Origin of the sequence: Caenimonas sp. SL110, assembly GCF_001044395.1 — a bacterium.
In the GTDB taxonomy this organism is placed as follows: domain Bacteria; phylum Pseudomonadota; class Gammaproteobacteria; order Burkholderiales; family Burkholderiaceae_C; genus Ramlibacter.
The window spans coordinates 321,724-334,868 of the sequence record NZ_JANU01000013.1 but is presented as its reverse complement, the minus strand read 5'-3'; the positions used below and the strand labels follow the sequence as shown (position 1 = coordinate 334,868).

General features: G+C 64.0%; 13 protein-coding genes. 7 read left to right on the top strand and 6 right to left on the bottom strand.

The features are described from left to right. The first annotated feature begins 126 nt into the window (after window positions 1–126). Entirely contained in the window at window positions 127–1,107 is a 981-nt protein-coding gene (locus AQ12_RS09825) for a LysR substrate-binding domain-containing protein (protein ID WP_048439675.1), read from the top strand. A 12-nt stretch (window positions 1,108–1,119) separates the two neighbouring features. Here the strand turns inward: AQ12_RS09825 and AQ12_RS09820 are convergent, their stop codons facing one another. After that, on the bottom strand, window positions 1,120–1,707 hold the full coding sequence (locus AQ12_RS09820) for a 5-formyltetrahydrofolate cyclo-ligase (RefSeq protein WP_048439674.1): 588 nt from the start codon (window positions 1,705–1,707) through the stop codon (window positions 1,120–1,122). Between the two features lie 9 nt (window positions 1,708–1,716). Here AQ12_RS09820 and AQ12_RS09815 point away from each other — a divergent pair, with 9 nt between their 5' ends. The 4 genes from AQ12_RS09815 to AQ12_RS09800 all read left to right on the top strand — a co-directional run bounded on the left by AQ12_RS09815 (window position 1,717) and on the right by AQ12_RS09800 (window position 6,276). Further along, complete coding sequence (locus AQ12_RS09815; RefSeq protein WP_048439673.1) at window positions 1,717–3,708, top strand: lytic transglycosylase domain-containing protein; 1,992 nt, start codon at window positions 1,717–1,719, stop codon at window positions 3,706–3,708. Then, window positions 3,705–4,220 (top strand): MgtC/SapB family protein, encoded by a 516-nt coding sequence (locus AQ12_RS09810; protein ID WP_048439672.1) that lies wholly within the window; start codon window positions 3,705–3,707, stop codon window positions 4,218–4,220. Before AQ12_RS09815 ends, AQ12_RS09810 begins: the two co-directional genes overlap by 4 nt. Window positions 4,221–4,296: 76 nt before the next feature. After that, window positions 4,297–4,980 (top strand): glutathione S-transferase family protein, encoded by a 684-nt coding sequence (locus AQ12_RS09805; protein WP_048439671.1) that lies wholly within the window; start codon window positions 4,297–4,299, stop codon window positions 4,978–4,980. Window positions 4,981–5,025: 45 nt separating this feature from the next. Next, window positions 5,026–6,276, top strand: a complete 1,251-nt coding sequence (locus AQ12_RS09800) for a multifunctional CCA addition/repair protein (RefSeq protein WP_048439670.1) — start codon at window positions 5,026–5,028, stop codon at window positions 6,274–6,276. Here the strand turns inward: AQ12_RS09800 and AQ12_RS09795 are convergent. The 3 genes from AQ12_RS09795 to AQ12_RS09785 are packed head-to-tail and all read right to left on the bottom strand — an operon-like array spanning window position 6,249 to window position 8,436. Next, window positions 6,249–7,172 (bottom strand): ROK family protein, encoded by a 924-nt coding sequence (locus tag AQ12_RS09795; protein ID WP_048439669.1) that lies wholly within the window; start codon window positions 7,170–7,172, stop codon window positions 6,249–6,251. The two genes, AQ12_RS09800 and AQ12_RS09795, sit on opposite strands and share 28 nt — an antisense overlap. Beyond that, window positions 7,172–7,366: a DUF2905 domain-containing protein gene (locus AQ12_RS09790; protein WP_048439668.1), complete on the bottom strand. Its 195-nt coding sequence runs from the start codon at window positions 7,364–7,366 to the stop codon at window positions 7,172–7,174. The genes AQ12_RS09795 and AQ12_RS09790 overlap by 1 nt, the downstream gene beginning before the upstream one ends. Window positions 7,367–7,386: 20 nt before the next feature. Then, entirely contained in the window at window positions 7,387–8,436 is a 1,050-nt protein-coding gene (locus AQ12_RS09785) for a class I SAM-dependent methyltransferase (protein WP_369799007.1), read from the bottom strand. 62 nt (window positions 8,437–8,498) lie between these two features. On the opposite strand from AQ12_RS09785, the gene AQ12_RS09780 reads away from it, so the two are divergent. Together AQ12_RS09780 and AQ12_RS09775 are read left to right on the top strand one after the other, a co-directional pair. After that, on the top strand, window positions 8,499–9,284 hold the full coding sequence (locus AQ12_RS09780) for an SDR family oxidoreductase (RefSeq protein WP_048439666.1): 786 nt from the start codon (window positions 8,499–8,501) through the stop codon (window positions 9,282–9,284). A gap of 24 nt (window positions 9,285–9,308) precedes the next feature. Next, complete coding sequence (locus AQ12_RS09775; protein WP_048439665.1) at window positions 9,309–9,677, top strand: dihydroneopterin aldolase; 369 nt, start codon at window positions 9,309–9,311, stop codon at window positions 9,675–9,677. Window positions 9,678–9,681: 4 nt separating this feature from the next. On the opposite strand, the gene AQ12_RS09770 is transcribed toward AQ12_RS09775, so the two are convergent. Next, a complete protein-coding gene (locus AQ12_RS09770) occupies window positions 9,682–11,811 on the bottom strand; it encodes an HlyD family efflux transporter periplasmic adaptor subunit (protein ID WP_238587691.1) in 2,130 nt (709 codons plus the stop codon). After that, complete coding sequence (locus AQ12_RS09765) at window positions 11,796–13,145, bottom strand: efflux RND transporter periplasmic adaptor subunit (protein WP_053076650.1); 1,350 nt, start codon at window positions 13,143–13,145, stop codon at window positions 11,796–11,798. Before AQ12_RS09765 ends, AQ12_RS09770 begins: the two co-directional genes overlap by 16 nt.

Genomic DNA, 13,145 nt, shown 5'->3' with positions numbered 1-13,145 from the left:
CGATCTGGCTGGTTTTGGCAATGAATGATCGGCGAACCCGGCTTGGCAGTCCAATGAAATGCGGCTACGCTATTGATTCCGTAAACGCATCAATCGACAGAACGCTACTGACACAGATTGGCATCGATGCAGCACTCCCAGACCCACCTTCGCACCCGCCCGATATCGGCGGGACACCTGCGCGCTTTCGAGGCGGTCGCACGTCACCTGAACTTCCGCGCGGCGTCCGAGGAAATGGCGCTGACCCAGTCCGCCGTGAGCCGGCAGATCCAGGCACTCGAAGAAGAAGTCGGGGTGGCCCTGTTCCTGCGCCACACGCGCGCGGTCGAACTCACGAGCGCCGGCGCGCTCCTGCTGCTGGCCGTCACGCAGGCGCTGCCGCGCATTGACGCGGCCGTCCGGCAGATCCGGCAAACCGCAGGACGACGCGCTGTGGCACTCACCACCTTCGCGTCGTTCGCCTCGATGTGGCTGATCCCCCGGCTGGAGCAGTTCCAGCGCGACAACCCCGACATCGACATCCGCATCGACGCCTCCGACCAGGTGCATGACCTTGAAACTTCAGATGTGGATATGGCCCTGCGCTACGGGCCGATGGCTGCCATGCCGCCGAGTGCCATTCGCATGTTCGGCGAGCAACTCACGCCGGTGGCCAGTCCGTGGCTGCTCAAGGGCGCACCGCTCAAAAAGCCCGGTGACCTGACCCAATTCACGCTGATCGAGGCCGGCGATGCGCATCACACGCACCTCGAATGGCTGACCTGGCGCCGCTGGTTCGACGAGCACAACCTGCCCAAGCTGCAACCCAAGCGCTGGCTTTACTTCAACTACGCCTACCAGATGGTGCAAGCCGCACTCACGGGCCAGGGGGTGGTGCTGGCGCGCCTGCCGATGATTGCCGAGTCGCTGGCCAACGGCGACCTGGTCGAGCCCTTGCCCCACCACCGCATGGATTCACCGATGGCGTACTGGCTCGTGGTGGGACCGCGCAGCAGCAGCCGGCCCGAGATCAAGGCGTTCATCGAATGGCTGCTGCTGCAGAGCAAGGCCACGCGCGAAACGATTGGGGAAGTGCCCGATCCGGACACGGTCGATCACATCGACTGATCAATCGCCCGCTCAGGAGATCGGCCAGACCACGCCGTTGTCGTTCAGGATCGCGTCCAGCGGCATGTCGTGCGGTTCGGGCTCGAAGTCGTCGATGAAGCCTTGCGTGAAGCCCAGCCCAACCGTGAACGGCCTGGGTTCCAGCGTGGCCAGTGTGCGATCGTAGAAGCCGCCGCCGTAGCCCAGCCGATACCCGCCTGTGCTGTACCCGACGCAGGGCACGAACAGCAACGTCGGCACGATGACTTCGGTGTCTTTTGGCTTCGGAATGCCGTAGGCATCCTCTTCCATGTAACAGCCCGGGAACCATGCGTGGAACTTCAAGGTCCCATGCAGCTTGTCGACGACCGGCAGGCCGATGCGGCGGGGCTGCGGCTCATCGAGCAGCTCGCCGTCTTCCTTCCATCGGTGCAACGCAGGCAAGGGATCGAACTCACCCTTGATCGGCCAGTACGCACCGATCACGATGTCGGGACGATTGACGAGCCAGATGCGCATGACGCGCTGCAGGAGATCGCAGCGTTCCATGCGGTCGGTCATGGCGAGGCGCTGTTCGAGCAGCGACTTGCGTAAAGCCCTTTTTTCCTGTGACTTGTCCATAATCGTCCAATGAGATTGCCAAGAATTCTGACACTGATCGCCATTACATTGGCGTGCACCGGCGCACAAGCCCAGGCCCGGGGTGACGACGTCATCCTCGAAATGAACCAGGCCTTCCAGAAACGCGACCGTGCGCGCCTGGCCCAGTTGCTACCCGCTGCCCGCGGACACGCACTCGAACCCTGGGCCGCCTACTGGGAACTGCGGGCCCGCCTGGACACCGCGACTGCGCAGGAGATCCAGGACTTCCACACGCGTTTCGCGGGCACCTACCAGGAAGACCGCCTGCGCAACGACTGGCTGCTGCTGCTGGGCCAGCGCCGCGACTGGACCACCTTCGCGGCTGAACACCCCAAGTTCCGCATGAACGATGACCGCGAGGTGCGCTGCTACGCGCTGCTGGTGCAACACCTGCGTGAAGGTGCTGCGGCACCCGCGACGCTGGCCGATGAAGTGCGCCGCAACTGGCTGGCCGCGCGCGACGCCGATGACGGCTGCACGCTAGCTGCATCGCGCATGATTGGCGAAGCCGGCAGCAGGCGGATGACCCTTGATGACGCCTGGCGCAAGGCGCGCCTGTCGGTCGAGAACAATCGCGCCAAGGCGGCAGCCGCTGCGGTTGAAATTGCATCGCCCGAATCGCTGGGACTGTTTAACGAGATGATGGCGAGTCCGTCGAAATTCCTCTCGACCAAGGTCACGGCGGTGCGCAAGGCACGCAAGGAATTGATCACGCTGGCGCTCATCCGCCTGGCAGCTTCTGACGCCGACGGCGCCGCGCGCCAGCTCGACAGCAAGTGGGGTCCGCAGCTGTCGCCCGAAGAGCGCAACTGGATCCTGGGCGTGATCGGCAAGCTGCAGGCGCAGCGTTTGTCGATGGATGCGATGGAGCACTTCTCCAATGTCTCGCGCGACAGCGACCTCACCGACGACATGCTGCAGTGGAAGGTGCGCGCGGCGCTGCGCGCTTCGCCCCGGCCCCAGTGGCCCGCGGTGCTGGGCGCTGTCAACAGCATGAGCGAGGAAGCACGGGCAGAGCCGACCTGGGCTTACTGGAAGGCGCGCGCACTGCTCGCGCAGGGCAGCGAAGCCAACCGCGCCGAGGCGCAGCGCATCTTGCAATCGATCGCATCGGTGCGCGGCTTTTATGAAATGCTGGCGCTCGAAGAGCTGGGACAAAAGATCAGCGTGCCCGCACGGCCCGCGCCGCTTGCACCAGAAGAGAAAGAGGCAGCTCGCCTGAACGCCAGCCTCAATCGCGCAGTGATGGCGATCAAGCTGGGCATCCGCCCCGAAGGTGTGCGCGAGTGGAACTACGCAACCAACCTGGCCAAGCCCGGCGGCATGGCCGAGCGCGAGCTGCTGGCTGCTGCGCAGTTCGCCTGCGAACGCGAGGTCTGGGACCGCTGCATCAACACCAGCGAGCGCACCCGCACCGAGTTCGACGTGGACCAGCGCTTTCCGATGCCGTTTCGCGATTCGGTGGTCAGGCGCGCCCGCGAGATCAACCTGGACCCCGCCTACGTCTATGGCCTGATCCGCCAGGAAAGCCGCTTCATCATGGATGCGCGATCGCATGTCGGCGCGTCGGGGCTGATGCAGGTGATGCCGGCGACAGCGCGCTGGACGGCCAGGCGCCTGGGCATGAATACGTTCACCATCGAGCAGCTCAACGAGCGCGAGACCAACATCGCGATCGGGACGGGCTATCTCAAGATCGTGCTCGATGATTTCGAGGGCTCGATGCCATTGGCCGCAGCGGCCTACAACGCAGGCCCTGGGCGGCCGCGCAACTGGCGCAACGGTCCGGTGCTCGAAGCAGCAATCTGGGCGGAGAACGTGCCTTTTAACGAGACACGCGACTACGTGAAGAAAGTCGTGTCCAACGCCACGCTCTATGCGGCGGTGCTGACAGGCCAGCCGCAGTCGCTGAAAGCGCGGCTGGGCACCATCGGCCCGCGCGATGCGGCGCGGGCCGAGCCCAATCGCGAAATTCCATGAGCTGGTGGGATCGTGTCTGGGCGACCGTGATTTCGGAGTTCTCGGATCTTCCTGATGCCGAGGATCTGACGCGGCTGGTGTTGCGCCTGAGCCTGGCTGCGATTCTGGGTGCGTTGCTGGGCTTCCAGCGCGAAACGTCCGGCAAGGCGGCAGGGCTTCGCACGCACATGCTGGTCGCGCTGGGCTCTGCGCTTTTCGTGCTGATGCCCATGCAGGCGGGCATGGAAATGGACTCGCTTTCGCGTGTGATGCAAGGCGTGATTGCCGGCGTCGGATTTCTCTGCGCCGGAACGATCATGAAGCGCGACGAAGACGACCGGGTGCATGGCCTCACGACGGCGGCGGGCCTGTGGATGACGTGTGCAATCGGCATTGCCGCCGGCGCGGGACGCGAAATGACGGCAGTGCTCAGCACCTTGCTGGCACTGTCGATCCTCCTGATGGAAAAGCCGATCCAGCGCGCGCTGGGCAGACGCGGACACAAGACCCCCGAACCGGCTGCCGATAGCTGAGCATCAATTCCGGCTTTTTTTGCATCAATGATCGGAAGGCACGCCGTTAGCATGCGAGCTTCCTGCAGGAGAAACCATGCTCAAGCTCTACGTCGGCAACAAGAACTATTCGTCCTGGTCCATGCGCCCCTGGGTGCTGCTCAAGCAGGCAGGCATCCCGTTCGAAGAGGTGATGGTCTATTTCGACTCTTTCGACCGCGACTCGGTCTTCAAGGAAACCATCAACGCAATCAGTCCTGCCGGACGCGTGCCGGTGCTGGTCGATGACGGGTTCGCGGTATGGGACACGCTGTCGATCGCAGAGTACGTGGCGGAGAAATTTCCGGAAAAAAATGTCTGGCCGAAAGATGCGAAGGCACGAGCCCGGGCTCGCAGCGTGTGCGCGGAGATGCATTCGGGCTTCTCGGCGCTACGCGGCAAATGCCCGATGAACATCGAGGCGCAATTGCCGCAGATCGGCGCGCTGGTGTGGCGCGACCACGCCGATTTGCGAAACGACGTACAGCGCATCGTGACCATGTGGTCCGGTCTTCTTGAAGCGTCCAAAGGCCCGATGCTGTTTGGCGAGTTCTCCAACGCCGATGCGTACTTCGCGCCGGTGTGCATGCGCATCAAGAACTACGCATTGCCCGTGCCCGGCCACATCACGGACTATGTCCGCAGGGTCTGCGCATTGCCGGGCGTGAAGGCGTGGATGGACGATGCCCTGGCTGAAAAGAAGTTCGTCGATTTCGACGAACCGTATCGCACGGCGCGCTGACGGCAAACGCAAGGCAAAGCAAGACATGGCACTACACTGCCGACCATGAAAATCTACAGGGTCGGCGGCGCCGTCCGGGATGCCCTGCTGGGCTTGCCGGTGAGTGACCACGACTGGGTGGTCGTCGGTGCTTCGCCGCAGGAAATGATCTCGCTGGGCTACCTGCCCGTGGGCAAGGACTTCCCGGTCTTTCTTCACCCGCAAACGCGCGAAGAGTACGCACTCGCGCGCACCGAACGCAAGACGGCGCGCGGCTATCACGGCTTTGCCTTTCACGCGGAACCCGATGTGACGGTCGAGCAGGACCTGGGTCGGCGCGACCTCACGGTCAACGCGATTGCGCAGGATGAATCGGGCACGCTGATCGACCCGTACGACGGACAGGCAGACGTGAGGCGCCGCGTGTTTCGCCACGTCACCGAAGCCTTTCGCGAAGACCCGGTTCGCATCCTTCGCGTGGCTCGCCTGTCTGCGCGATTTGCGGACTTCACCATTGCACCCGAGACGATGACCCTGATGCGCGAGATGGTGCAGGCCGGCGAGGTCGATGCCCTCGTGCCCGAACGCGTGTGGCAGGAAATGGCGCGCGGCCTGATGGAGGCAACTCCGTCGCGCATGTTCGAGACGCTGCGCGCCTGCGGCGCACTCGTGCGGCTGCTGCCCGAAGTCGATTGCCTATGGGGCGTGCCGCAGCGCGCCGAATACCACCCTGAAGTCGATACCGGTGTTCACCTCATGATGGTGCTGGACATGAGCGCGCGCCTTGCCGCCTCATTGCCGGTGCGCTTTGCCTGCCTCACCCACGACCTGGGCAAGGGCACCACGCCCGCAGACGTTCTGCCCAAGCACATCGGCCACGAGATCCGCAGTGCGAAGCTGCTCAAAGGCGTATGCGAACGCCTGCGCGTGCCGGTCGAGTGCCGCGAACTGGCCGATGTGGTCGCGCGCGAGCACGGCAACATTCATCGCAGCGGCGAATTCAATGCGGCTGCCATCGTGCGGCTGCTCGAGCGCTGCGACGCGTTTCGCAAGCCCCTGCGGTTCGAGGCGATCTTGCTGGCCTGCGAATGCGATGCGCGTGGGCGAGGCGGTCTCTCGGAGTCGCCCTACCCCCAGCGCAAGCGACTGATGGCCGCATTGGCTGCGGCGCAATCGGTACAGACGCACGAGGTCGCAGCGCAAGCGCAACTGCTCGGGCGCAAGGGACCGCAGGTAGGCGAGATGATCCAGAAGGCGCGGATTGCGGCCGTTGCCACTGCGCCTGAAATTCAGACCAGCAGCGCCAGCGCCGCGTAATCGCCGACGCGATCGGACAGCCCCGCCGCCACCAGTTCACATCCGTCGGTGAGCGCGGGCAACTTGCCGCGCACCTGTGACTGCAACCGCGGCAACAGGTAGTCGATGTTGTTGTTGAACACGCTTCCACCCAGACTGATCCGCTGCAGGTCGAGCGTGACGGTGAGGTTGTAGAGCGCGCGGCCGAGCACACGGCACAAATCATCGACGATGACCTGCGATGGCACGTCGCCTGACTGCGCCTTTCCCAGCAGCGTGGCCGCGTCCTGGCTGAAGCGGCGCTCAATCGCACTGCCCGCGACGAGCGCCTCCACGTCGCCGATATTGCCGCAGCCGCAAAGTGCGTCGTCGTTGTCCGAGACGAACATGTGACCCGCATGGCCTGCATTGCCGTTCTTGCCGCGCAGCACATGGCCGTCGACGCACAGGCCCATGCCGATGCCCGTGCTCCAGGTGACATAGGCGCAGTGATCGAAGCCCTGCAATGCGCCCCAGCGCCGCTCGGCTTCCAGCGCGCCTATGCAGTCGTTCTCGACCCGCAGATCGTCGAATCGCTTGCGAAGGGGCGCTTCAAGCAGCGCGGTCTCCCAAGTGTTGGGCAAGCCGCGCTCGGGCCCGCGCAATCCGCCGCAGATGTTGGGCGCGGCAAGCTCCAGCAAGCCATCTCGCAGGACGAAGGGACCGCATGACGCCACCCCTGCCTGCCTGACCTCATGGGCCGGCACGCCCATCTCCGCGCAAGCCTCATCGACCATGCGAAGCACCTGCATGGCAAGGGCATCGTTGTTGCCGGTCTTGGCTGTCGGTTCACTGCGCCTGGCATGCAGTTCCAGGCCGTCGCCGCGGTTGAGGCTCACGGCGACCTTGGTGCCTCCGATATCGATGCAGGCCCTCATCAGAATGCCTTGGAGATGAAGCCCGCCACCAGACTGAGCAGGATGGTGGTCGTGAGCGGAATGAACCAGTCGCGCCCGAACAGCTTGAACCGGAAGTCACCGGGCAACTTGCCAAACCCCATGCGCTGCAGCAACGGGCTGAACCAGTTGATGAGCATCAATGCCAGGAAAATGACGATGATCCAGCGAATCATCTGGCGAGTTTACGGGTGGATCACAGCGTGTGGGTGCGATCGCCTTCGCGAAAGCCGAGCGCGTCCCAAAACTCGCCGCGATGAAAACCGATGACCTTGAACAACTCGCCCATTTCATGCTCGGTGATGAGACGCTGCCCCGCGATACGCTCTGCCAGCGGTGCTTGCGCCAGCAGGGGCACGATGCCGCAATTGATGAGAAAACGCGCCTGCGTCGTGTAGCCCAGCGTCTGCAGGCCCGACTCGCCAGCAGCGACTGCGAGCTCGGTGAAGTTGACATGCGCCGTGATGTCTTTCAGGCCGAGTTCAAGCAGCGGATTGGCATCGGCCATGTGAGCCTTGTGGCACATCAACGTGCCCATGTGGCGCTGCGGATGGTAGTACTCGCGCTCGGAAAATCCGTAGTCGATGAAGAACGCCGCGCCTTGCACCAGGCGGTCACCCAGGGTGCGGATGAATGCGTCAGCCTGCGGGTGGATTTCAGTGAGGTAGTCATGCTCGCCTTCGATTTCTGTCGGTGGTCGCAGCGTGGTGGGCCTATCCATGAACTGGAGCGCGCCTTCTACAAGCCCTACACCCCGCTCGAACCATTGCCCTGCCGCCCGCGCGAGCAGCTTCACCGGCATCGCATCGAGCACTTCGTTGCCGACGACGATTGCCTCCATTCGTTCGGGCAACTCGCTGACCCAGCGCACCTTGGCGCCGAACGCGACGAGCCTGGCCCGCTGGCGATCCCGCAGCGAAGATGACAACTCGACGATGGTGTACCGGGTGACCTTGTCGCCAAGCGCCTCCAGCAATTGCACCGCCAGCGCCCCCGAACCTGCGCCGAACTCCCAGACTTCGCGGGTGCCGGTCGCCTGCATCGCGTCCAGGACTTGCGCCGCCAATGCTTGCCCGAACAGCGGACTCATCTCGGGCGCGGTCACAAAGTCGCTGCCCGATGCCGGCATCGCGCCGAACTTGCGGGAGTCGTTGGCGTAATAGCCCAGGCCCGGTGCGTAGAGCGCGAGTGCCATGAAGCGGTCGAAGGGCAACCACCCGCCGGCTCGGCCGATTGCGGTTTCCACCAGGGCCCCCAGGGCGGTCGTTAAACTGTTTGCTTGCGAAGTCACCCAACGATTGTCCCCGAATGAGCGAACCCCTTGCGCCCCGAACCGTGCTCGTGACCGGCTCTGCCAGACGGCTGGGCCGCGAAGTCGTGCTGGCGCTGGCGGCTGCAGGTTGGCGGGTCGCGGTTCACCACCGCGGATCGCCCGATGAGGCACAAGCCACCGTCACCGATGCGCGTCGCCATTCGGCAGATGACGCCCACATCGAAGCCTTCCGGGCCGACCTTGACGATGAAGTGCAGGCCCGCAACCTGGTGCCGCAGGTGGTTGCACATTTCGGCTCGCTCGATGCGGTGGTGAACAACGCGTCGATGTTCGAGCACGACGGGTTCGCAAGCTTCAGCTATGACGCGCTCGCTGCCCACATGCGCAGCAACGCCGGTGCGCCGGTCGTGCTCGCCCAGGCGCTGCACGAGCATGTCATGGCGCGAAAGGGAGCAGCCGGCGCGTCCGTGGTGGTCAACATGCTCGACCAGAAGCTTTGGAACCAGAACCCCGACTTCGTGAGCTACACACTGTCCAAGGCCGCGCTGGAGGCGGCCAACACGATGCTTGCCATCGCGCTGGCACCCCATGTGCGCGTGGTGGGCGTCGCACCGGGGCTGACGATCACCAGCCACATGCTCTCGCAGGAAAAATTCGAGGCACTGCACAAGCTGTCGCCGCTGGGCAAGTCTTCGACTGTGGCCGATGTGGTCGCCACGGTGAAGTTCGCGCTGGAAACCTCGTCTGTCACCGGCACGACACTGCTGGTCGACGGCGGCCAGCACCTCATGAAATTTGAACGTGATTTTTCGCTCATGTGAGCTGATGAAAGCAAACGCCCCACCATGAACCAGGCTGGCTCACAGACTCTCGCCCTCACCGGCCTGTGCTTCGACGCAGCGCTGGGCATTCTCGACCACGAGAAGACCGCACCGCAGCCGATCCGTGTCGATGCCGAACTCAACCTCGGACCGCAACCGCTGCTGCCGCGCGATGACGACATCAGCCATGTGCTTGACTATCGCAAGGTGCGCAAGATCATCATCGACGAATGCACCGCCGAGCACGTGAACCTGCTCGAAAGCCTGATTGGCAAGCTGGCGCATCGGCTGATGCAGTTGCCGGGTGTTGTCGGTGTGCGCGTGAAGATCGCCAAGCTGGAAATATTCGACGACTGCGAAGTCGCCATCCGCGTCGAATCGGGGCTTTGGTGAGCGCCTAGAAGCCGCTCTCGCGAATCAGGACTGACGCGGCGTGATCGAACACGCCATGCAGAAGGGACTGCGGCGATCCGGAAATCGAAGCGGTACACAGCGCCATCTGCTGGCGCGGTGGCGCCTCTTCCAGCGCAATACGAACGCGGTACAGGCCGTCGCGCACGACGCGCTCGCCGTTGCGCTCATCAGTGCGCGGCAGCGTGACAATGGGTCCGCCAGAGGTCGCGTCCAACATGGAATACGCAAGTGAGGCGGTGCGCGATGTGTCGACCTGAAGCACCTTGCCATTGATCGCGCGAAGGCCCACGTACACCTTGGCCCTGTCGCCGGGCCGGATGCGCGCCACGTCTTCCTCAGCCACAAAAATTTCCGCGTTCCACTGGCTGGTGTCAATCAGCACTGCCAGCGGCTGGCGATGCTGCACCCACACGCCCAACTTCACCTGCGGGTCGATGTCGGCCAGCTTGCCGGCGAACGGGGCGACCAGTTGCATGCGCGATTGCTCGCTGCTGAACACGCTGGCTTCGGCCAGGAAGCGCTCACGTTCCGATTCGAGGATGGCGCGGCGCTCTTCGCCGTCCTTCACGCCTGCCAGGCCCAGCAGTTCCTGTGCGCGCGCATCGGCCGAGGCCTGCGCCCGATTCACGCCGCTGCGCAGGTCCGGCGCGGCCAGCGCAAACAGCAAATCGCCTTCGGCGACCTGCGTGCGTGCGGGCATGGACTTGACCTGGCCGGCCTTGGGTGAAAACACCAGATGCTGCCGCACCGCGCGCACGACGCCCGTGCCCTGCACCGCGGTATGCCACGGAAGCAGCAGCACCAGCAGAACGATCAGCGCTGCGAGTCCGGCCATCCACTTGCGCCTCGCGGTCACGCTTTCGCGCTGCACCCACCACGCCTTCAGTTCCAGGTAGATCGGACGGGCAATGAACCACCCCAGTTCGACCGCCATCAACGCGATGCCCAGCAGCTTGAAGAAGTAAAGGTAGACGAGGACCGCGATTCCGAGGAAGACGACGAACCGATAGGCCCAGGTGACCAAGGCAAATGCGATCAACCATCGACGCTGCGGCGCGGCAAGCGCCTCCGGCCACGGCGTTGCCAGGCCGAGCACCATGCGCCTAAGCCAGGCACGCGCGAAGTTACCGGCGCGCTCATGCAGATTCGGAAAGTTCAGCAGGTCGCAAAGAATGAAGTAACCATCGAACCGCATGAAAGGACTGGCGTTGATCGCGAGCGTCAGTACCCAGGAAGTCGTCGCCAGGAAGAACAGCGCCGTGCGAAGCGAACCATCGGGGGCCAGGCTCCAGAGCAGCGTCGCGAATCCCGCCAGAGCGAGCTCCGTCAAGATGCCCGCGCTGGCAATGGCCAGGCGCTGACGTGGGTTACTCAGTTTCCAGCTCTCGCTCGTGTCGGTGTAGAGCATCGGAAACATCACCACCATCGCCACGCCCATGTGCGCCACCCGCACGCCATAGCGTGTCGCGGTCAGGGCGTGCCCGAGTTCGTGCAACGTCTTGGCAAAGATGACCGCGAGCGTGAAGCCGAGTGCGCCGTGCCAGGTCAGGTGATCGACAAAGCTGCTTGCGAACGTGTCCCACTGGTGGAGCACGAGCGCCAGGCCCACCACGCTCGCCATCACGACCGCCATGACCATTGCAGACGAGAACAGCCAGCGAAGGTGCGGCAGCAGGCGTGCCAGCATGTCCTGGGGCCGCACCAGCGGGATGCGTACGAAGAGGTAGTTGTGCAGCAGCCACTGGCCGAAGCCTTTGACTTCTGCCTTCGCCCGCTCGCGCATCTGATCGACATCAGCAGCACCCGTGCCCTGCAAGAGGCCGTGCTGGCGCAGGAACATTTCGAGCGACTCGACATCGTCGGGCTGGACCTGCAACGTGGTTTCGCTCGATACCGATTGCGCGATTGCCGATGCGCTGCCTTCGTCCCAACGCGCCAGTATCTCGAAGTCCATCCATCCGATGCGAAAGAAGCGATTGGCGACGGGGTCCTGGATCATCCAGGCAGGTGAGCCATCGCGATTCTCGTCAGCGGGCAGCAACCGCAATTCTTCACGCAGCCGTCCAAATGCAGGACGCGCGATCAGTTGCTGCAGATTTACAGCCCGGTCCACTCGCGCACGGCAGCGATCGGTCGCCGCAAGAGGTAATACCCAAGCACCGTCCACTCGCCTGACACGCGCGCCGTGCCGCGAAGGCCGATGCGCGCGTGAGGGGTCGCCTGCTCGAAGCGGCCCCGCACCCGGTAAGACGACACGTTGGCCGGACTTTGCACCGGCTGGTAGCTTGTTTCCAGCAGCGTGGCCGACATGGGATTGAGCGGCTGGGTATGCAGAAAGAGGCGCATGGGCGCCCCGGGGTCGAGATTGATGGCATCGGCCACCGGCAACCACGCGAGCACCCCCGCATCGCGCGGATCGGCCAGTTGCATGATGCGTTCACCCGTTTGCACGGGGCGTCCGATCCAGTCGTTCGCATCGCCGAAGATCACGACGCCGTCGGCGGGCGCGCGTACGGTCACCCGTTCGAGCGTGCCGTCGATCAGCTCCAGTTCTGCTTCTTTTTCCTTGACGCGGCCATGCGCTGCGGCAAGGTCGCCCCGGCTCTTGGTGTCGTCAAACGCGCGTTGCTGCGCCAGCAGCGCATCGGCTCGGGCGGTCTGCAGGGCACGCGTCGCCACGGCTCGACGGCTTTCCAGTCCACGGTCATCGAGCGAGAACAGCCTGTCGCCGGCCTTGACCGAAGAGTTGGGCTGCACATGGAATGCGCCCACCACGCCATCTTGTGGCGAAGCAATCGCGACCGCGGACAGCGCAACCACTTCAGCGGGCGCAATTGCAGACAAACGCACGGGGATCAGCATGGCAAGCACAGCGATGGCCGCGATGGCGACCACCGAGCGCCGGCTGGTCACCCGTTTCACAAAGGATTTCCACGGTGCACGCGTGCGGGTGAGCGACTGTATGCAGTAGCCATAGGTTTCGTGGATGCGTTCGAAAAGGCCCAGGTCGCTCTCGCGCCAGGTATCGTCCCGTGCGTATATCGCCAGGCCGACGCGCGTGGAATCGTTGCCGTACAGATTGCAAACGAGCAGATGCTCAGGCAACCACTCCTGCCACCCGTCAACCAGCTCGGCTGGCGCTGCGGCGATCTCCATCAATTGAACGGCGGGTTTGTCGGCGATCGCGTTGGCCAGCTGTGTGATCCACACCGCATACGGTGTGTCGTCAGAGACGCTCACAAGGCCCGATGCATTGGCCAGCGCGAGCTTACCCAGCGCCGATACAGTAAAGAACGCGGCCTGCCTGTAGGGTGCAAGAACGCTCGTCTCGTTGACGATGGTGAAGCCAAGCGCCTGCGGCGTCAGGGCGCCGAACGCGCGCTTTTCCAGGTGGAGAAGGTCGCCAAGCGCAGGCACGCTGGCGCGCATGATCGCGCCACCGGTCAT

Bases quoted from the DNA above. Each gene is read 5' to 3' on its own strand.
- AQ12_RS09825 (WP_048439675.1), top strand. From the start codon at position 127: ATGCAGCACTCCCAGACCCACCTTCGCACCCGCCCGATATCGGCGGGA.
- AQ12_RS09820 (WP_048439674.1), bottom strand. From the start codon at position 1,707: ATGGACAAGTCACAGGAAAAAAGGGCTTTACGCAAGTCGCTGCTCGAA.
- AQ12_RS09815 (WP_048439673.1), top strand. From the start codon at position 1,717: ATGAGATTGCCAAGAATTCTGACACTGATCGCCATTACATTGGCGTGC.
- AQ12_RS09810 (WP_048439672.1), top strand. From the start codon at position 3,705: ATGAGCTGGTGGGATCGTGTCTGGGCGACCGTGATTTCGGAGTTCTCG.
- AQ12_RS09805 (WP_048439671.1), top strand. From the start codon at position 4,297: ATGCTCAAGCTCTACGTCGGCAACAAGAACTATTCGTCCTGGTCCATG.
- AQ12_RS09800 (WP_048439670.1), top strand. From the start codon at position 5,026: ATGAAAATCTACAGGGTCGGCGGCGCCGTCCGGGATGCCCTGCTGGGC.
- AQ12_RS09795 (WP_048439669.1), bottom strand. From the start codon at position 7,172: ATGAGGGCCTGCATCGATATCGGAGGCACCAAGGTCGCCGTGAGCCTC.
- AQ12_RS09790 (WP_048439668.1), bottom strand. From the start codon at position 7,366: ATGATTCGCTGGATCATCGTCATTTTCCTGGCATTGATGCTCATCAAC.
- AQ12_RS09780 (WP_048439666.1), top strand. From the start codon at position 8,499: ATGAGCGAACCCCTTGCGCCCCGAACCGTGCTCGTGACCGGCTCTGCC.
- AQ12_RS09775 (WP_048439665.1), top strand. From the start codon at position 9,309: ATGAACCAGGCTGGCTCACAGACTCTCGCCCTCACCGGCCTGTGCTTC.
- AQ12_RS09765 (WP_053076650.1), bottom strand. From the start codon at position 13,145: ATGACCGGTGGCGCGATCATGCGCGCCAGCGTGCCTGCGCTTGGCGAC.